The sequence below is a fragment of the Stutzerimonas urumqiensis genome, from assembly GCF_003640395.1.
GTDB lineage: Bacteria > Pseudomonadota > Gammaproteobacteria > Pseudomonadales > Pseudomonadaceae > Stutzerimonas > Stutzerimonas urumqiensis.
On the sequence record NZ_RBZQ01000004.1, the window covers coordinates 449,913 to 469,387 of the forward strand.

At 66.6% G+C, this 19,475-nt stretch carries 15 protein-coding genes; 10 read left to right on the top strand and 5 right to left on the bottom strand.

Annotated features, from left to right (window positions below):
* Positions 1-80: 80 nt before the first annotated feature.
* Complete coding sequence (locus D7325_RS10515; RefSeq protein ID WP_120995511.1) at positions 81-320, bottom strand: hypothetical protein; 240 nt, start codon at positions 318-320, stop codon at positions 81-83.
* Between the two features lie 167 nt (positions 321-487).
* Here D7325_RS10515 and coxB point away from each other — a divergent pair, with 167 nt between their 5' ends.
* The 7 genes from coxB (at position 488) to D7325_RS10550 (ending at position 7,631) form a co-directional block, all read left to right on the top strand.
* Positions 488-1,486, top strand: a complete 999-nt coding sequence (gene coxB / locus D7325_RS10520) for a cytochrome c oxidase subunit II (RefSeq protein WP_120995512.1) — start codon at positions 488-490, stop codon at positions 1,484-1,486.
* Complete coding sequence (gene ctaD / locus D7325_RS10525; RefSeq protein WP_120995513.1) at positions 1,483-4,014, top strand: cytochrome c oxidase subunit I; 2,532 nt, start codon at positions 1,483-1,485, stop codon at positions 4,012-4,014. The genes coxB and ctaD overlap by 4 nt, the downstream gene beginning before the upstream one ends.
* A complete protein-coding gene (locus D7325_RS10530; protein ID WP_218565179.1) occupies positions 4,011-4,424 on the top strand; it encodes a hypothetical protein in 414 nt (137 codons plus the stop codon). The genes ctaD and D7325_RS10530 overlap by 4 nt, the downstream gene beginning before the upstream one ends.
* A complete protein-coding gene (locus D7325_RS10535) occupies positions 4,424-5,056 on the top strand; it encodes a cytochrome c oxidase assembly protein (RefSeq protein WP_120995514.1) in 633 nt (210 codons plus the stop codon). The genes D7325_RS10530 and D7325_RS10535 overlap by 1 nt, the downstream gene beginning before the upstream one ends.
* Complete coding sequence (locus tag D7325_RS10540) at positions 5,040-6,278, top strand: c-type cytochrome (RefSeq protein WP_218565180.1); 1,239 nt, start codon at positions 5,040-5,042, stop codon at positions 6,276-6,278. The genes D7325_RS10535 and D7325_RS10540 overlap by 17 nt, the downstream gene beginning before the upstream one ends.
* Positions 6,279-6,409: 131 nt before the next feature.
* Positions 6,410-6,865 (top strand): DUF2243 domain-containing protein, encoded by a 456-nt coding sequence (locus D7325_RS10545; protein WP_120995515.1) that lies wholly within the window; start codon positions 6,410-6,412, stop codon positions 6,863-6,865.
* On the top strand, positions 6,855-7,631 hold the full coding sequence (locus D7325_RS10550) for a cytochrome c oxidase assembly protein (RefSeq protein ID WP_120995516.1): 777 nt from the start codon (positions 6,855-6,857) through the stop codon (positions 7,629-7,631). Before D7325_RS10545 ends, D7325_RS10550 begins: the two co-directional genes overlap by 11 nt.
* Before the next feature lie 33 nt (positions 7,632-7,664).
* Here D7325_RS10550 and D7325_RS10555 read toward each other — a convergent pair whose 3' ends face one another.
* Positions 7,665-8,711 carry a threonine aldolase family protein gene (locus D7325_RS10555; RefSeq protein WP_120995517.1) on the bottom strand — a complete coding sequence of 349 codons (1,047 nt, stop codon included), beginning with the start codon at positions 8,709-8,711 and terminating at the stop codon, positions 7,665-7,667.
* 324 nt (positions 8,712-9,035) lie between these two features.
* Here D7325_RS10555 and D7325_RS10560 point away from each other — a divergent pair, with 324 nt between their 5' ends.
* Entirely contained in the window at positions 9,036-9,677 is a 642-nt protein-coding gene (locus tag D7325_RS10560) for a cupin domain-containing protein (RefSeq protein ID WP_120995577.1), read from the top strand.
* Between the two features lie 79 nt (positions 9,678-9,756).
* On the opposite strand, the gene D7325_RS10565 is transcribed toward D7325_RS10560, so the two are convergent.
* Complete coding sequence (locus D7325_RS10565) at positions 9,757-11,469, bottom strand: amidase (protein ID WP_120995518.1); 1,713 nt, start codon at positions 11,467-11,469, stop codon at positions 9,757-9,759.
* Between the two features lie 236 nt (positions 11,470-11,705).
* Complete coding sequence (locus D7325_RS19170; RefSeq protein ID WP_177431788.1) at positions 11,706-15,407, bottom strand: hypothetical protein; 3,702 nt, start codon at positions 15,405-15,407, stop codon at positions 11,706-11,708.
* Positions 15,408-15,768: 361 nt separating this feature from the next.
* Here D7325_RS19170 and rimO point away from each other — a divergent pair, with 361 nt between their 5' ends.
* Positions 15,769-17,091: a 30S ribosomal protein S12 methylthiotransferase RimO gene (gene rimO / locus D7325_RS10575; RefSeq protein WP_120995519.1), complete on the top strand. Its 1,323-nt coding sequence runs from the start codon at positions 15,769-15,771 to the stop codon at positions 17,089-17,091.
* A 209-nt stretch (positions 17,092-17,300) separates the two neighbouring features.
* Entirely contained in the window at positions 17,301-17,690 is a 390-nt protein-coding gene (locus D7325_RS10580) for an ABZJ_00895 family protein (protein ID WP_120995520.1), read from the top strand.
* A gap of 96 nt (positions 17,691-17,786) precedes the next feature.
* Here D7325_RS10580 and betA read toward each other — a convergent pair whose 3' ends face one another.
* Complete coding sequence (gene betA / locus D7325_RS10585; RefSeq protein WP_120995521.1) at positions 17,787-19,463, bottom strand: choline dehydrogenase; 1,677 nt, start codon at positions 19,461-19,463, stop codon at positions 17,787-17,789.
* Positions 19,464-19,475 lie beyond the last annotated feature (12 nt).

A 19,475-nucleotide genomic window follows, 5' to 3' on the forward strand; every position in this document is an offset into this window, starting at 1 on the left:
TGTGCAGGTGACGTCGATGCACGCATGAGTACCGGATTTCCACTACTTTGTATACATATCAGATATTTTTCTGTGGCCAATCACTCCTTGGACAGCCGGATATCGGTGATGCCCAGTATCTCGGCCTGCCGCAGCAGTTCTTCGTCTGTGGCATCCGGCTCGGGCAGCACGAGGTTGTTCTCGGCGTCGGCTAAATGCCGCTCGATGAGCTGGCGCGCCGCCTCGCCCGGCGTCAGCGGGCCTTCACCGGACTGGATGACATGCTCGCGCGGATCCTGCTGGTAACGGTATTCGACGCGGCGGGTACGAAGGTCTGTCATGGGGCTCTCCTGGCTGTGTGGATGCAAACCTGACCGACGAGTCAATCCAGAGGTTCCGCGCATCCGACCGGCCGGTCGGCGTCCGTGGCGCAAAGAAACCCGGCGACCGGTAAATTTTTTCGGCCGATGGCGGTCGGACACCATTAGTCACGGACCACGGGTAACGCATGAAGCCAACCGTCCTCGCCCCGCGCAGCGGCCTGCTCCTCGCGACAGCGATACTCCTTGCGGGGTGCGACGGCCCGCAGTCGGCGCTCGCACCGGCCGGCGACGGTGCCGAGCGCATCGCCAACCTGTTCTGGTGGATGCTCGGCGGATCGGCGGTCATCTGGACCCTGGTGCTGGGGCTGGCGGCGTACGTCACGCGATTCAGCCGGGGCAAGCACAGCCTCGTCGCCTCGCGCTGGCTGATCCTCGGCGGTGGCGTGGTCTTCCCGACCGTCGTGCTCAGTGCGCTACTCATCTACGGATTGATGCTGATTCCCGCGCTGCGCACGCCGGAAGACGTCGGGATGCGCGTCGAGGTGTCGGGCGAGCAATGGTGGTGGCGCGTGCACTATCCCTCGCCGGATGGCGGCGGCCCTATCGAACTGGCCAACGAAGTCCGCCTGCCGCTGGGCGAGCGCGTCGCGTTCGATCTGTTGAGCCCTGACGTCATCCATTCCTTCTGGGTGCCGTCGCTGGCCGGCAAGGTCGACATGATCCCGGGCCGCACCACCGAGCTGATCGTCCAGCCCACGCAGCTCGGTACCTTTCGCGGCGCCTGTGCCGAATACTGCGGCACCGCCCACGCGCTGATGAATTTCCAGGTGGTGGTGATGGAGCCGGCCGCCTTCGAACGCTGGCTTGCGCACCAGGCAGAACCGGCCCAGCCGCCACGAAGCGAGATCGCACAGCGCGGGCTCGAATCCTTCCTGGCCAACGGATGCGGCGCCTGCCACGCCATCCGCGGTACCGAGGCCGACGGCCGCCTCGGCCCCGACCTGACCCACGTCGGCAGCCGCCTCGGGCTGGGCGCCGACGTCCTGCCGAATACCACCGAAGCCTTCGTCCGCTGGATCGGCCATACCGACCGGATCAAGCCCGATGTGCGGATGCCCGCCTACGGCATGCTTCCCGACGATGAACTGGCCGCGCTGGCCACCTACCTGAGCGAACTCGAATGACCGACAGCGCAGCGCACCCCCACGACCCGGCCGATCTGGAACGGCAAAAGGCGCAGGAGGCACGTCTTGCCATTCCCTGGCAGGCGCCCAAGGGCTGGCGCTATTGGTCGGCGGTGAACAACACCGAAGTAGGCCAGTGGTACACGACGGTCGCCTTCGTCTTCTTTCTGTTCGCTGGCGTACTGGCGCTGCTGATCCGCACGCAGCTGGCCGTGCCGGAGAACGACTTTCTCTCGGCCGGCACCTACAACCAGATCTTCACCCTGCATGGCTCGGTGATGATGTTCCTGTTCGGCGTGCCGATCTTCGAGGCCTTCTCGATCCTGATCCTGCCGCAGCTGCTCGGTGCGCGCGACCTGCCCTTCCCACGGCTGTCGGCCTATGGCTTCTGGTGCTTCGTGATCGGGGGCGTGTTCGTCTGCGGATCAATCTTCTTCGGTGTCGCGCCGGAGGGCGGCTGGTTCATGTATCCGCCGCTGACCACGGCCTACCAGGAAGGGATCGGCGCCGACATCTGGCTGCTGGGCCTGTCGTTCATCGAGATCGCATCGATCGCCGCCGCGGTGGAGCTGATCGTCGGCGTGCTCAAGACGCGCCCACCGGGCATGCGCATCAACCTGATCCCGCTCTACGCCTGGTACATCCTGGTGGTGGCGGGAATGATCCTGTTCGCCTTTCCGCCGCTGATCGCCGGCGACCTGCTGTTCGAGCTGGAGCGGGCCTTCGACTGGCCGTTCTTCGACCACACCCGCGGCGGCGACCCGCTGCTGTGGCAGCACCTGTTCTGGATCTTCGGCCACCCGGAGGTCTACATCATCTTCCTGCCGGCGGTCGCGCTCGTGGCCATGATCGTGCCGACCGCGGCGCAGCGGCCGATCGTCGGCTACGGCTGGATCGTGCTGGCGGCGGTGGGCACGGGCTTCATCAGCTTCGGCCTCTGGGTGCACCACATGTTCACCACCGGGATGCCGGGCATTTCGCTCGCGTTTTTCTCGGCGGCCTCCGAGGCGGTGGCGATTCCGACCGGGGTGCAGATCTTCTGCTTCCTGGCCACGGCGCTGGCCGGGCGCTTCACCAAGTCGACGCCGATGCTGTTCGTTTCCGGCGCGCTGGCGATCTTCGTGCTCGGTGGACTGACCGGCGTGATGGTGGCGGTGGCGCCGTTCGACTTCCAGGCGCACGACACCTACTTCATCGTCGCGCACCTGCACTACGTGCTGATCGGCGGGATGCTGTTCCCGGTCACGGCGGGCATCTACTACTTCTTCCCGCTGCGCAACGGCAAGCAGCTCTCGGACAAGCTCGGCAAGATCGGCTTCTGGCTGATGTTCATCGGCTTCAACGTCGCCTTCCTACCGATGCACTTCACCGGCTTGCTGGGCATGCCGCGACGGGTCTACACCTACCCGGCCGACATGGGCTTCGACGTGCTCAACATGGTCTCGACGGTTGGCGCGTTCGTCTTCGCCGCCGGCGTGCTGGTGGTGCTGTTCGACGTGGTGCGGCCCAAGGGCAAGCAGGCCGACTCGCCGCGCAACCCCTGGCGAGCCGGCACGCTGGAATGGCTGGCGCAGATGCCGCCGCGCAATTGGGGCGTCCGCTCGATTCCGATCATCAAAAGCCGTTACCCGCTGTGGGACCAGCCGAACCTGATGGCCGACGTCGACGCCGGGCGCTACTACCTGGCCGACGCCGAGGAAGGCAAGCGCGAGACGCTGATCACCAGCACCATCGACAGCCGGCCGATCCAGTGCCTGCGCGTGCCCGGCCCCACCTGGATCACGCTATGGGCGGCGGTGTTCACCGGCGGCGCCTTCATCCTGCCGACCTACAAGCTGTACACCGCCGCGCTGGTCAGCGCGGCGATCGCCGGTGTCGTCATTCTCGCCTGGCTGTGGACCGGCACGGCGCAGATTCCGGAGAAACCCGAGAAAGACGTCGGCCTCGGGCTCAAGCTGCCGCTGTACGCGTCCGGGCCGAAGTCGGTCGGCTGGTGGGCAATGTTCATCACCATGATCGGCGACATGAGCGCCTTTGCGAGCCTGGTGTTCGGCTACTTCTTCTTCTGGACGGTGCATGAGGACTTCCCGCCCGACCCGTTACCCGGCCCCGGCCTGACCTGGCCGCTGCTGGCGGCGGGCCTTGCGATCGGCTCCTGGGCGCTGACGCTGCTGGCGCGGCACCTGAACCGGCGCGACGCGGCCGTCGGTTTCTACCTGTCGCTGGGGCTGGCACCGGTATTGACGGTCGGCGCCGCCGCCGCACTGTTCGCCGGCCCGCACCTGAGCGGCCTGGACCCGACCACGCACGTCTACCCGGCGACGGTATGGGTGCTGGTGCTGTGGACGCTGATCCACTTCGGCATCGCGCTGATCATGCAGCTGTATTGCATCGCCCGTCGCGCGGCCGGCCGGATGACCGCCGTGCACGACATCGACATGCAGAACGTTGGCCTGTTCTGGCACTTCATGCTGATCACCGTGCTCGTCACGGTCGCGGTGATCGCCGGCTTCCCGAGGGTCGCATGAACGAGCGCAACGACGAACGACACAGCGACGATCAGCACAAGCCCGCCGCACGCTGGGCGTCGCTCTGGCTGATCACCGTCAGCCCAACCATCTGGGCCGTGCACTTCCTGCTGTGCTACGTGACCGCGGCGATCTGGTGCGCACGGGTGGTCGGACGCAACGGCATGCTGGGCGACGCGCGACTGCTGATCGCCGCCTACACGGTCGTGGCGCTGGTCGGCATCGTCCTGACCGCGTGGCGCGGCTATCGCCAGCACAGTTATGGCGAGGGCAGCGCGCCGCACAACGAGGACAGCTCCGAAGACCGCTACCGCTTCCTCGGCTACGCGACGCTGCTGTTGTCGGGGCTGAGCGCGGTGGCGACGATCTTCGTGGCGCTGTCGGCGGTGTTCATACGGAGCTGCGCCTAATGCGCCCGCTGCCGCTGCTTGCCGGCCTGATGACGCTGGTTGCCGCCTGGGTCGGCCCGCTGCCGATGATGGCCGAGGGCTCGTTCGCCGCGCACATGGCCATGCACGTGCTGGTGATCGCCGTGGCCGCGCCCCTGTTCGCGCTCGGCATCGCCGGCAGTACCGTCGACCCAGCGCGGCGACTGCCCTGGCTGTTCGCGCCGGTGCTGGCCTCGCTGGTCGAGCTGGTGGTGGTCTGGGGCTGGCATGCGCCCGCCGCGCATCACGCCTCGCGCGAGTCGACGCTGTTTCTCGCGCTGGAACAGGCGAGCTACCTGGCCGTGGGCCTGCTGCTCTGGCTCTCCGCGTTCGGCGGCGATCGGGCGAGCCGGCGCGAGCGCGCACCGGCCGGGATCGGAGGCTTGCTGCTGACGTCGATGCACATGACCTTGCTCGGCGTCTTGCTTGCCACCGCCAGCCGGCCGCTGTTCATCCATGCATCGCCCGCCCCGCTCGGCCTCACTGCGCTCGAGGACCAGCACCTCGGCGGCGTGCTGATGCTGGTGTTCGGCGGCGTTTCCTACCTGGTCGGCGGGCTGTATCTGCTCGCCGGATTGCTGCGAAAGGAGCACGACATTGCTTCGGCAGGTTGAACGGCTCCCGCGCCGGATCGCGGGCTACTTCCGCCACGTCCTGCGCTGCCTGACCGGCGGCTCGTGGTGGCGCGGGATCGCCCTGCTCGGCGGGCTCCTGACCGCCACGGTGCTTGGCGCCCTATTCGTCGCCTGGACCGGGCTGGTATCGGTCAGCGCCCACACCGAGCACTGGGCCGTGACACGCTGGTTCCTCGGCTTCGCCATGCGCAATGCGGTCGAAACCCAATCGATTGGCATCGAGCCGCCGCGGCTGGACGATCGCACGCTCGTGCTCAAGGGCGCGGGCCATTACGAAACCGGCTGCGCCGCCTGCCACGGCGCGCCGGGCAAGCCGCGTTCGCTGATCGTCCAGCACATGATCCCCTCGCCTCCCTACCTGCCCGATCATCTGGAGCAGTGGGACCCGAGCGAGCTGTTCTGGATCGTCCACAACGGCCTCAAGTACACCGCCATGCCCGCCTGGCCGGCGTACGAGCGCAAGGATGAAGTCTGGGCGATGGTCGCCTTTCTCCAGCGGTTGCCGACGATGACGCCGGCCGAATACGAGGCGCTGGCGTTCGGCCCGACGCCCGCGCCGGGCGATGGCGGCTCGTCGGCGCTGCTCGACACGCTCAGCGATCCGCTCGGCCCGGTGCTCGCCGACTGCGCGCGCTGCCACGGCGCCGAAGGCCTCGGTCGCGGCGCGGGCGCCTTCCCCAAGCTCGCCGGCCAGAGCGAGACCTACCTGCTCGAAAGCCTGCGCGCCTACGCCAACGGCGCGCGCAAGAGCGGCGTCATGCAGCCGATCGCCGCCGGGCTCGACGACGAAGTGCTGCAACGGCTGGCGCGCCACTACGCCCAGTTGCCGGCCGACGCCACGGTGCCGGCTACGGACGAAGCCGACGAAGCCGTTGAATACGACGAGGCGGAGCTCGCGCAGGCCTTGCGCCTGGCCGAGCATGGCGCGGCCGAACGCGGCGTGCCGTCCTGCACCGACTGCCACGGCCCCAAGTCAGGGCCGATCAACCCGGCCTACCCGGCCATCGCCGGCCAGTACGCCGAATACCTGGCGCTGCAACTGGAGCTGTTCAAGAGCGGCCACCGCGGCGGCACCGATTACGCCAACGTGATGCACAGCGCCGCACAGCGGCTGACGCCCGAGCAGATCGACCAGCTGGCGCGCTACTACGCCAGCCAGCCGTGGGAAGCGATCGAGCGCGTGACCGAGCCGCGGGACTGAATCAAGCCCAGCAACAGACGAAGGCCCCGCCGCGCCACAACATCAGACCACCGGCTGGCCACGACCGTCGACCTGCGCAACGGCGAGCCCTGGCAAGGGTCCATCCTGATGACAGGTCACCGGAGGCCGCGATGAAGCCCACAGGCCAGCAACCCCTCGATACCCGCCGCTCGCTGGTCGCCGTGCTCCTGATCGGCGTGGGCCTGATGGCCGCGGTCGACGAGATCGTCTTCCACCAGCTGCTGGCCTGGCATCACTTCTTCGATCGCGCGACCCCGGCGATCGGCCTGCTCTCGGATGGTTTGCTCCACGCGGCCGAACTCATCTTCCTGGTCGCCGGCTTCTTTCTGCTCTCGGAGCTCAAGCGACAGCAGGCGCTGGCGAAGGGGTACGCGCGGGCCGGGCTCTTTCTCGGCGCGGGCGGCTTCCAGCTGTTCGATGGCGTGATCGATCACAAGGTGCTGCGCGTCCATCAGGTGCGCTACGTCGATAACCTCTGGCCGTACGACCTTGGCTGGAATGCGGCGGGCGTGGCGCTGCTGCTGATCGGCTGGTGGCTGCTGCGGCGAGCCCGGCATGCACCCTGAACTGGGCCTGCCGGCACTGCTCATGCTGCTCTATGGCGTGTGCCTGCGGTGCCGGCGCCGGGGTCGCTGGCCGCGGGTGCGTACGGCCTGGTTCGCGTTGGGCTGCCTGCTGCTGGCGGGGGCACTCATGCCGGGCATGCAGGCGTGGAGTCATGCCAGCCCGAGCGGTCACATGGCGCAGCACCTGCTGCTCGGCATGTTCGCACCGCTGCCGCTGATGCTCGGCCGACCGGGCACGCTGATCCTGAGGTGCCTCTCTCCCCTGGCCGCGCGACGCTGGCTGGGGCTGCTGGCGAGCGCACCGATCCGCCTGCTCACGCATCCGGTGACTGCGCTGCTGCTGGATATCGGCGGGCTCTACGTGCTCTACCTGACGCCTCTGTTCCATCGCAGCCTGCATGACCCACTGCTTCACGGCTGGCTGATGCTGCATTTCGTGGTTGCCGGCTACCTCTACAGCTGGGCGATCGCCGGACCCGACCCGGCGCCGCATCGGCCGGGCTTTCGCCTCCGGCTGATGGTGCTGTTCGTCGGGACGGCCGCTCATGCGCTGCTCGCCAAGCTCATGTATGGCCTGGCGTACCCACGCGGAACCGCGGCCAGCCTCGATGAGCTGCAGGCCGCGGCGAAGCTGATGTACTACGGCGGCGACCTCGCCGAGCTGCTGCTCGCCGTCGCCCTGTTCCATCTGTGGTCGCAGGCAAGGCAACGCAGGCTTCGGCCGCCTGCCGACGACCTGTACCCGCGACCGCGTCTTGCCGGATAGCTCGGGGCCACGCTGCGGGCGTCGCAGGGAAGGCTATTGGTGCTCGGCCAAAACGCTGCGTATGTCATCCGCCAGCTGGCGTACGCGCGCTTCGCTGGTGTCCCAGGAGCACATGAAGCGCGCGCCGCCGACGCCGATGAAGGTGTAGAACATCCAGCCGCGGCTTCTCAGCGCCTCCAGCGCCAAGGGCGGCAGGCTGACGAAGACACCGTTGGCCTGCACCGGGAACATCAGCTCGACACCCGGCACATCGCCGATCAGCTCGGCCAGCAGCCGCGCGCAGCGGTTGGCGTGTTCGGCGTACTTCATCCAGGCGCCACTTTCCAGCAGGCCCACCCAGGGCGCGGAGAGAAACCGCATCTTGGAGGCGAGCTGGCCGGCCTGCTTGCAGCGGTACTCGAAGTCGGTGGCAAGCTCGCGATCGAAGAACAGGATGGCTTCCCCGACCGCCATGCCGTTCTTCGTGCCGCCGAAGCAGAGCACGTCGACGCCGGCCTTCCAGCTCAGCGCCGCCGGCGAGGCGCCCAGGTGCGCGCAGGCATTGGCGAAGCGGGCGCCGTCCATGTGCAGGTGCAGCCCCAGGTCATTGCAGGTATCGCTGATGGCGCGCAGCTCGTCCGGCCGGTAGACGGTGCCGATTTCGGTGGCCTGTGTGAGGCTGACCACGCGAGGCTTGGGGTAGTGGATGTCCTTGCGTTTCAGCGCGATCTCGCGGATCGCAGCCGGGGTCAGCTTGCCCTGCTCGGTCCGCGCGACCAGCAGCTTGGAGCCGTTGGAGAAGAATTCGGGAGCGCCGCATTCGTCGGTTTCGATGTGGGCGATATCGCCGCAGATCACGCTGTGGTAGCTCTGGCACAGGGACGACAGCGCCAGCGAGTTCGCCGCCGTGCCGTTGAAAGCGAAAAAGACCTCGCAGTCGGTTTCGAACAGGTCGCGAAAGTGATCGGCTGCGCGCGCGGTCCACTGGTCGTCGCCGTAGGCTCTGTCATGGCCCTGGTTCGCCCGTGCCATGGCCTCCCAGGCTTCAGGGCAGATTCCGGAATAGTTGTCGCTGGCGAATTGCTGATTGGCGGTGGTCATCGAGGCCTCGTCGTCTGGGTGCTGCCGGGCATTTGTCGCAGCAAAGAGTAGGTTGTAGAGCCCGAGGCGACCGAGCGCAAATACGGATTCGCTGCGCGCGATCGCGACGAACGCGACCTGCGAACAACCAGGCTCGCCCAGGCCGCAACGTCATGGGCGATGAATTTAGAGCTGATCGACCAGCCAAGACCGTCGAACCGCCCAGCGACCGAGGTCCCACTCATGACGAGCCGTAAATGCCGATCAGACGCGGGCCAATCGCACGCTATGCTGTCGCGACCTGAGATCCTCGCGTCAGTGCGCCAAAGGGAGGCCAGCGAAACCGTGATAGCCGAACGAATCAATGCCGAGTTGCAGGAGCGGGCCATCGCGCACGGCACCCATCTGCCTTGGTTGCCCAGCCCATTGGCCGGCGTGGAACGACGCCCGCTCTACCGTCTCGGCGGCGAACAGGCGCGTGCCACCTCGCTGGTGCGCTACCGGCCCGGCAGCCACTTCAGCGCGCATGAACACGGCGGCGGCGAGGAAATCCTCGTACTCGAGGGTGTGTTCGAAGACGAGCACGGCCGCTACCCGGCGGGCAGCTACCTGCGCAATCCACCCGGCAGCCGGCACACGCCCGGTTCGACGAACGGGTGCGTCATCTTCGTTCGCCTGCGGCAGTTCCATCCGGACGACCGCGAGCAGTGCGTGATCAGCCTGCAGGCGGCGGGCAGCCAGCCGTTGTTCGAGAACGTTAATGAACGCGTCGGCATCGAGGCGGTTGCGCCCGAGGGCTCGATCGCCCATCCCAACCCGCGCGGCCTGGAGCTGCTGATGCTGGAGGGCAACCTGGTTGGGGCGGACGTTGCCCTGGCGCCGTGGAGCTGGATGCGTCTCCCGGCGGGCGAACCACTAAAGGCGCAGGCTGGCGCCGGGGGCGCGCGCTTCTGGCTGAAAGACGCGGCGCCGGAGCTCGGACTTTAGCGACTGCCGCCGCTCTACCGAACCCCGAAGTCTCTAGCGCCGTCGCAAACTAGCCGAGACCTTATCGCCCCGTCATTTTTCAGCTCAGGGGCGGCGTCCGCGGAGGCACGCGCCGCTTGCTGCCGGTGGCCTCATAGGCGGCAGCCAGGCGCAGCAGCGATGAATCGTCGTAGGCACGGCCGGCGAAGGTCAGGCCGACCGGCATGCCGATATCGTCCATGAGGCCCATGGGCACGGTGACGGTAGGCACGCCCAGATGCCGGATGGCCAGATTGCCATTGGCGACCCAGACACCATTGCTCCAGGCGATGTCCGCCGACGCCGGGTTGACGTCGGCGTCGGCCCGCGCGACGTCCGCCACGGTCGGGAAGATCACCGCGTCGAGCCCGAGCCGGTCCATCCACGCTTCCAGGTCGATCCGGCGCGTCTCTTCCAGACCGCGCAGGCCGTCCGGCAGCGTCTCGATCTTGTCCCACGGCGTGATGCCGCGCTCGGCCATGCGCACGTACTCGTCCATGCCGGCGGCCAGATCGCCCTCGCGATTTGGCAGAGTGCCGGGCTCATGCGGGAAGATTTGCGGCCCGTCGACGTCCACCAGCCGGTTCAGCGCCGGGTCGCCATTGGCTTGCAGGAAGTCGTCGAAGGCCCAGGCCGTCAGGTCCCACAGCTCGTGGTGCAGAAATTCCTTGGAGACCAAGCCACGGTTGAACACGGTCGGTGCGCCCGGCCGATCCCCTTCGCAGTTGGAGACCAGCGGAAAGTCGACCTCCACCACCTCGGCGCCGGCCGCCTCGAGCGCTCGGCGGGCGTCTTCCCACAACGCGATGACCGACGGCCGCGTGTGGATGCGCTGCCCGGTCGGCCCGCCGATGCCGGGGTTCTCGCTGGTGCCTGCCTCGGGATCGACGTTGATGTACATCCTGGGTACGCCGAAGCGCTTGCCCGCCAGGGCATCGGCCTTCGACAGCAGTTCCAGGTAGGACGCCGGGCGCACCGAGGCCACGCTCGGCAGCGGCACCCAGGGCTGCATGCGCCACAGGTCGCCACGCGTGTCCGGGTCCTCCGCGACGATAACGTCGAGCACTTCGAGCAGGTCGCTCATGGTCCGGGTGAAGGGCACGACCACATCCATCGTCGGCGTCAGCGGCCAGTTACCGCGCACGGAGATCACCCCGCGCGACGGCGTGTAGGCACAGAGGCCGCTGTTCGACGCCGGCCCGCGACCGCTGGACCAGGTTTCCTCCGCCAGGCCGAAGGCGGCGAAACTCGCGGCGGTCGCGGTGCCGGCGCCGTTGGAGGAACCGGAAGCAAAGGGCGCGGGCAGGTAGTCTGCGTTGTACGGGCTTTCCGCGCGCCCGTAGACGCCACGCTGCATGCCGCCGTTGGCCATGGGCGGCATGTTGGTCTTGCCGAGGCAGATCGCACCCGCCGCGCGCAGCCGCTCGATGGTGAAGGCGTCGCGGTAGGCGACGAGTTTGGCGAAGGCCGGGCTGCCGGACGCCGCCGTCAGCCCCTTGACCAGGTAGCTGTCCTTGGCCGTATAGGGGATGCCATCGAGCGGGCCGAGCGTTTCGCCCCGCGCGCGTCGGGCGTCGGATGCCCGCGCTTCCTCCAACGCCGCCGGGTTTCGTACCACCACCGCATTGAGCGCGGTCGGGGTGTCGGGGCCATCGTAGGCCTCGATCCGCGCGAGATAGGCCTGCACCAGCTCGACCGCCGTGACCCGCCCGCCATCCAGCGCCTCGCGCAGGTCGGCGATGGACGCTTCGGTAACTTCGATCGGTGTATTCATTCGGCCCTCTCTGGCTGGAAAACGATGCGGACAACTTTAGCGGTATCTGCCTGAATTGCAGAAGGACAGGATGCGCGACCAGCCACGAGCTGGCTCGCTGGCAACCTCAGGGCGAACAGCTCGCCGGAGCGGGCGACGCCATCGCCACGCAAGAAAAAACCCGAATGGCCCCTGAGCCATTCGGGTGAGCGGTGGCGACCTCACGAAGGTCGCCCATGGCAGCTGTCTCGGCCGGATCAGCTGGCGACGGTGCTGCCCTTGTCCATCTGGGTCTGAAGGTTGCTGCCATCGCCCTCGTAGTCGGCATGCGCGACGTAGTCGAAGCCTGGCGAGGGCAAGTAACCGCTCTCGGCGAAGAACTCGTACTCCTCCTCGCGGTACTCGAAGATGCTCTGATCGTCCGGCGCGTCGCGCTGTCCGTAGCTGTACATGTACTCGTCGAGGAATTCGTAGCGCTCCAGCCCGTCCTCGGTGAGCAGGCCCTGCGCCTCGAGATCGGCGAACAGCTGCTTGAGATCGGCGCGGTGGGCGTCCATGCGGTTGTTGTGCTTGATGTCCTCGACAATCAGGAACGGCGTCAACGCGACGGTCAGTGCGGCGCCGACCCAAAGCAGCGGTGCGGCGATGGCACGGGCGGCGCTGGAACCCATGAGCGCCGCCATCTGCGCGCCGCCGCCCGCGAAGTTGAAGGCGCCGGCCGCCACCGTGATCGCGCCCTGGGCGACCGCCACCTTGTCGTTGCTGGCGAGCCCGGACTTGATCTTCAGCCCACCCAGGACGAGATCAGCCACGCCGGTGAAGGTATTGGCACCGGCGTCCATGACCCGAAGAAACGCCGATACGCCACGGCTCGTCGGCGTGCTGCCGTTGAGCCCGGGGTTCTTGGCGAAGCCATCGCGGAAGCCTTCGTTGAGTTGCGTCCACTGCTCCGGTGTCAGGTCGAGCTTCTTGGCCAGCTTGTCCTGATCAGCGATAGGCGTCGCTTCGAGGGCATCGTTGAAATCCGTGAGCAGCTTGTGCAGGTCGCCTTCGACCAGTCCCATGTTGCGGCCGGCGCCGTTCGGGACGTCCTTGCCGAAGATCTGAGGCAAGGACTTGTCGAGCCCCAGCATCTGGTTCACATGAGTGCCGCGAATGCTGTCGACGATGTTGCTGCCCAGATTGACGAAGTGCTGACCGGCGCCCAGCACGCTGACGAAGTCCTTCGCGATCGCCAGTCGCTCCTCCGGCGTATCGGCGAGCGTGCCGCCCTTGCCGGCAATCTGGTAGATGCCCGACGCCAGCGAAATAAGGCCACCCGCCGAGCCCAGCGCACCGTTGCCGTTGAGCTCGGTGAGGGTCTTGAGCATGCTGCCGTGCGCGCCCTCGCCCAGCGTTTTGTAGATGTCCTTGCCCATGACCTTGTCGATGTCGGCCTGGGTCACGGTGCCGTTCTTGGCGAAGGTCGCGCCCAGCTCCTTCAGGGCATCGCCGAAGGCCTTGGCAGTCTGCTTGTTGCCCAGAAACTCCTGGACGAACCGCTCGGTCTCCACCGTGCGACGGGTCATGTCGATGCCGCCTTTCTTCAGCGCGGCGAGCAGCGTCTTGATGGTGTCCTGCGTGGCGAGAACGGTGTTTTCGTCATTGATGCCCGACGGGTCGGCGAGCAACTTGTCGAGGTCCATCGTCGTTGCGTCGATCATCATGTGCTGCGAGAACTGGGCAGCCTTGTCGGGATCGAACGCGGCCAGCGCCGCGTAGGTCTTGCCGATGTCCGCTTCGGCCAGGTCGCCCTTCTGGTCGTTCTTCAGCTCGGCGATATAGCGCGAGTATTCCTCGGAGAAGGCCATCTTCTCGAGCTTCTCGAGCACGGCGTCCTTGTCCGGCAATGCGTCCAGGGCCTTGCTCTGCTGGGCCTGGAAGTCTTTCTGGACGCTTTCGGAGCCAAACAGCTCGGCGACCTGTTCATCGACCTTCGCGCGGTCGATGATCGAGGCGAAGTCTTCGCCATTGACCTTGGACGTGCTCTGGCCCATCGAGATGTCCAGCGTGACCATGTCCAGGCCGTTCTCGCTGGCGGCCTGGGCGCGCAAGGCGTTGTACAGCTTGGCGCGGTCGTCGTCCTTCGCGATCGTGCCGTTGGCGATGCCGGTCTTCCATTCGTTGATCAGGTTCTGCCAGGTCAGCTCGCTGACGGTGAGCTTGCGGCTCTTGTCGTTCGGGTCGACGGTGGTGGTTTCAAGGCTGGCGACGTCCGTTTCGCTCATCGGCGGCAGCCCCGCGCTCTTGCGCTCGAAATCCTGCTTGCTGGTCTCGGTGACCTCGCCTGCCTTCAGGCTGGAGAAGCCGTACTTGCCGAAGTCCTGCAACCGGCCCGCTTCGGTGCCGTGCCTGGCCTCGCCGTCCTTGGTGATGCCGTCGATGCTGCCGTTGCCGACGTCGCCGCCGGTGATCAACTTGCCATCGGCATCGTGCGTCTCGATGTATTCGAGCACCTGCGACGCGCGGTACGCGGCATCGGCGTCCTTCTCGAAGTCGCCGACCTGCTCCTTGAGGCGGTCCTTGATGCCGCTCTGGTTGCCGAGGTTCTTGAGCAGCGGATCGCCGTCGATGATGTCCTGTGCCGAGCGCTCGTCGTTTTCGGGACGTTCCCAGACGATGCCGAGCTTCTCGGCCTGCTCGCGGGCGGCCTTGTCATCCCCGGCCGAGGCGGGACTACGCAGCTCGCCCTTCAGGTGGGCGAAGCCGTATTTGCCGAAATCCTGAAGACGGCCCGCTTCGGTGCCGTGCCGTGCCTCGCCACTGTTGGTAAACCCGTCGACGCTGCCGTTCGCGACGTCTTTCCCCGCGATGACGTCGCCGTTGCCGTCGAGCGTCTCGATGTGCTCCAGCACCTGCGCGGCCCTGTAAGCGGCGTCGGCATCACGCTCGAAGTCGCCGACCCGCTCCTTGAGCATGTCCTTCACGCCGCTCTGGTTGCCCAGGTTCTTCAGCAGCGGGTTGTCGTCGATGATGTCCTGCGCCGAGCGGTCGTCGCCCTCGGGACGCTTCCACTGGATGCCGAGCTTCTCGGCCATCTCGCGGGCCTGTTCGTCATCCGCGGCGCGCGACACCTGCTTCAGCTCGCCCTTCAGATGACCGAACCCGTACTTGCCGAAATCCTGCAGCCGGCCCGCCTCGGTGCCGTGTTTCGCTTCGCCGCTGCTGGTGAAGCCATTGATGCTGCCGTTGCCAATGTCGTCTCCGATGATGCGGTTGCCATCGCCATCGAGCTTCTCGACATGCTCCAGCACCTGGACCGCCCGGTAGGCGGCGTCGGCGTCGTTCTCGAAGTCGCCGACCCGCTCCTTGAGCATGTCCCGCACGTCGCTCTGGTTGCCCAGGTTCTTCAGCAGCGGGTTGTCATCGATGATGTCCTGCGCCGAGCGATCGTCTCCCGCGGAGCGTTCCCATTCGATCCCGACGGCTTCGGCATTCTTGCGCGCCTCCGGGTCGTCGGCGACGGTGCTCACATCGCGCAGCTCGCCTTTCAGGTGGGAAAAGCCATACTTGCCGAAGTCCTGCAGACGGCCCGCCTCGGTGCCGTGCCTTGCCTCGCCGCTGCTGGTGAAGCCGTCCACCCGGCCGTTGTCCACATCGTTGCTGGCGACGCGGTTGCCGCGTTCATCCAGCTTCTCGATGTGCTCGAGCACCTGGACGGCGCGGTACGCGGCGTCGGCGTCCTTCTCGAAATCACCGACCCGGTCGCGCAGCATGTCTTTCACGTCGCCCTGGTTGCCGAGGTTCTTCAGCAGCGGGCTGTCATCGATGATCTCTTGTGCCGAGCGGTCGTCGCCCTCCGGCCTCTCCCACCGTATTCCGGCATCCCTGGCTTGCTCGGCGGCCTCCTCCCATGCCTGGGTGGTATCCGAATTCGCCGATACGTTACCCACGGCGTTACTCGACACTTTGACGGTCATTGCCTGTTCCTTTCAGAGAGCGCCAGAAAACTACAGTGACTGCATGAGCTTACGTGGGCCAGGCGCAATACTCGCTACTGGTGGGAGGGTGAAGCGCGGTGTGCGTCGTCCATGAAAAGCCGCCTGAGTGACCATACGATGACACCTGGCACCGGAGGCGACGAAACGGCCAATTGGCAAGCCTGATGCGCCGAGCGCGCGGAGGCGGATCAGCCGCGCGGAATCGAGCGACAGGCTGCGCGGGATCGCGAGTCCTACAGCCCGACGACCGGCCGCCCTGGCCGAGTTTCGGTCACCGCTGAGCGGCGCGAATCGCTGTATACTCGCGCGCCATTTTTTCCGGTGTCCCGAGGGTTCCCCCATGAGCAAAGCGCCAACAGTCGGATTCGTCAGCCTCGGTTGCCCGAAGGCCACCGTCGATTCCGAGCGCATCCTCACGCAGCTGCGCATGGAGGGTTACCAGGTGGTGCCGACCTACGAGGACGCCGACGTGGTGGTGGTCAACACCTGCGGCTTCATCGACAGCGCCAAGGCCGAGTCGCTCGATGCCATCGGCGAGGCCATCGCCGAGAACGGCAAGGTGATCGTCACCGGCTGCATGGGCGTGGACGAAGGCAACATCCGCAACGTGCATCCCAGTGTCCTGGCCGTGACGGGCCCGCAGCAGTACGAGCAGGTGGTCAACGCGGTGCACGAGGTGGTGCCGCCGAGCAAGGAGCACGACCCCTTCGTCGATCTCGTGCCGCCGCAGGGCATCAAGCTCACGCCGCGCCACTACGCCTACCTGAAGATTTCCGAAGGCTGCAACCACAGCTGCAGCTTCTGCATCATCCCCTCGATGCGCGGCAAGCTGGTCAGCCGCCCGGTGGGCGACGTGCTGTCCGAGGCGCAGCGGCTGGTCAAGGCCGGCGTGCAAGAAATCCTCGTCATCAGCCAGGACACCAGCGCCTACGGCGTGGACCTCAAGTACAAGACCGACTTCTGGGACGGCCAGCCCGTCAAGACGCGCATGAAAGAGCTGTGCGAGGCGCTGTCCTCGATGGGCGTGTGGGTGCGCCTGCACTACGTCTATCCGTACCCGAACGTCGATGACGTCATCCCGCTGATGGCGGCCGGCAAGCTGCTGCCGTACCTGGACATCCCCTTCCAGCATGCGAGCCCCAAGGTGCTGAAGGCGATGAAGCGCCCGGCCTTCGAGGACAAGACGCTCGCCCGCATCAAGCAATGGCGCGCCATCTGCCCGGAGCTGATCATCCGCTCGACCTTCATCGTCGGCTTCCCCGGCGAGACCGAGGAGGATTTCCAGTACCTGCTGGACTGGCTGACCGAGGCGCAGCTGGATCGCGTCGGCTGCTTCCAGTACTCGCCGGTCGAGGGCGCACCGGCCAACGAGCTGGGCCTCGAACTGGTGCCGGATGATGTCAAGCAGGATCGCTGGGAGCGCTTCATGGCGCACCAGCAGGCGATCTCCGCGGCGCGCCTGCAGCTCAAGATCGGCAAGGAACTCGAAGTCCTGATCGACGAAGTCGACGACGAAGGCGCCATCGGCCGCTCCTACGCCGACGCGCCGGAGATAGACGGCATGGTCTACGTCGACAGCGAGCACCCGCTCCAGCCCGGCGACAAGGTCTGGGTGCGGGTCACCAACGCCGACGAATACGACCTCTGGGCCGAAGCCATCTGACCGGTTTCACAGCGGGCTGAGCCTAAGCCCGCCTGCCTGTCGCTCGTTCCAGCCTGCCGCATCCGGCAGGCATCTACCGCCTCACGACCACCGCTTCGACCAAGGCAGGGGTGACACCTCCCGGCTTTGCCGCCATGCTCTGGGTGCCTGATCGGTCAGGCCGCTATCCATAACAAGCCGCTATCCATAACAACAAGAGAGATGCCTTCATGACGATCAAAGCGGTCGTACTGCGCTACCTGCTGACCTACGTCGGCCTGCTTCTTCTGCTTGGCCAATTGCTCAGCATGCTCGGAGTCGGCGCCAACGAGGGCGTGTTCATCGGCCTGCTGGCAGGCGCCGGCCTCTGGCCCTGCCTTGCCTTCGGTCGTCGCAACGGCCGTTACTTCGACCGCGGCGAGAAGACGACCGTCATCTCCGCCTTCCTGCTGATCGACCTGCTGTTCCAGATCCTGTTCGGCAACATTCTGCTGCCCGGCATGGCGCCGCTGGTCGAGGTGCTGCTGGCCTTCGCGATGGTGGCCGTGCTGCATGCGGTGGTGCTCACGCTGATCGTGCAATGGGCCGGGCGCATGCTGGCGAGCAAAGGGCTGGCCTGACGAGCATCCGCGCTAGCGATCCGTTGCAGTGATCAACACGCGGGTGTCGATCGCTGCACCGAATCGCTGGCCATTCCTCAGCAGGCCCTCGCTTCGTCATGCGCGTTCCGGCACCTTTCGCACCGGCGCGCCATGAGCGGCGTAGTACGGTGCGGTGCTACGCGGCAGCGGCTGCCGGCCGCGAATCCGGTCGGCGATCTTCTCGGCGATCATGATGGTCGTGGCGTTCAGGTTGCCGGTCACGATCTGCGGCATGATCGAAGCGTCGACCACACGCAGCCCCTCGAGCCCGTGCACCCGCCCTTCCCCATCGACCACGGCCATCTCGTCCGATCCCATCTTGCAGGAGCATGAAGGGTGGTACGCCGTCTCGGCGTGCTCGCGCACAAAGCGATCCAGGTCCTCGTCACTCTGCGCCTCGGCGCCGGGGCTCAGTTCCTTGCCGCGGTAGGGATCGAGCGCCGGCTGCCGGACGATCTCGCGCGTGATGCGGATGGCATCGCGGAACTCCTGCCAGTCCTGCTCGTGCGCCATGTAGTTGAAGAGGATGCTCGGGTCTTCGGCCGGGTCGGTCGAACGGATCTCGACGCGGCCGCGGCTCGGTGAGCGCATCGAACCGACGTGCGCCTGGAAGCTGTGGCCGCTGTGCGCATTGCTGCCGTTGTAGTTCACCGCCACCGGCAGGAAGTGGAACTGGATGTTCGGCCACTCGAATTCGTCGCGGCTGCGGATGAAGCCGCCCGCCTCGAACTGGTTGCTGGCGCCAATCCCCTTGCCGAGGAACATCCACTCGGCGCCGATCGCCGGCTGGTTCCACCATTGCAGCGCCGGGTAGAGCGACACCGGCTGGGTGCACTCGTATTGCAGGTACATTTCCAGGTGATCCTGCAGGTTCCGGCCGACACCGGGTAGCTCATGCACCGGCTTTACCCCGACCCGGCGCAGCAATTCGCCCGGCCCCACCCCGGAGCGCTGGAGCAGCTGCGGCGAGGCGATCGCACCACCACATAGCAGCACTTCGCGGCGCGCCCGCGCGACATGTGGGTCCCTCCGGTTGCGCAGGTAACGAACACCCACCGCCCGCTTGCCGTCGAAGATCACGTGATCGGTGACCGCGTGGGTTTCGATGGTCAGGTTCGACCGGTCCTTCGCCTGGTCGAGGTAACCGCGCGCGGTGCTCGCCCTCCGGCCGTTCGGCGTCACGGTGCGGTCCATCGGGCCGAAGCCTTCCTGCTGGTAACCGTTCAAATCCTCGGTGTAGGGATAACCGGCCTGCACGCCCGCCTCGATCATGGCCTGGAACAGCACGTTGTTGTTCGCCTTCGGCGTGGCCACGCTGACGGGGCCGTCGCCGCCGTGGTAGTCGTTGGGCCCGATGTCGCGCGTCTCGGCCTTGCGGAAATACGGCAGGCAGTCGTGATAGGTCCAGTCGGCCAGTGCCGGGTCCTTCGCCCAATTGTCGAAATCCATCGCGTTGCCGCGTATGTAGACCATCCCGTTGATCAGCGACGAGCCGCCCAGCCCCTTGCCGCGGCCGCAATCCATCCGGCGGTTGTTCATGTGCGGCTCGGGGTCGGTCTTGTAGGCCCAGTTGTAGCGCGTGCCTTGCAGCGGATAAGCGAGTGCGGCGGGCATCTGCGTGCGGAAGTCCAGCCGGTAGTCCGGGCCGCCTGCTTCGAGCAGCAGCACGGTGACGTCGCGGTCTTCGGTCAGGCGCGTCGCCAGCACATTACCCGCTGAGCCCGCGCCAATGATGATGTAGTCGTATTCCATGTTGTCTCTCCT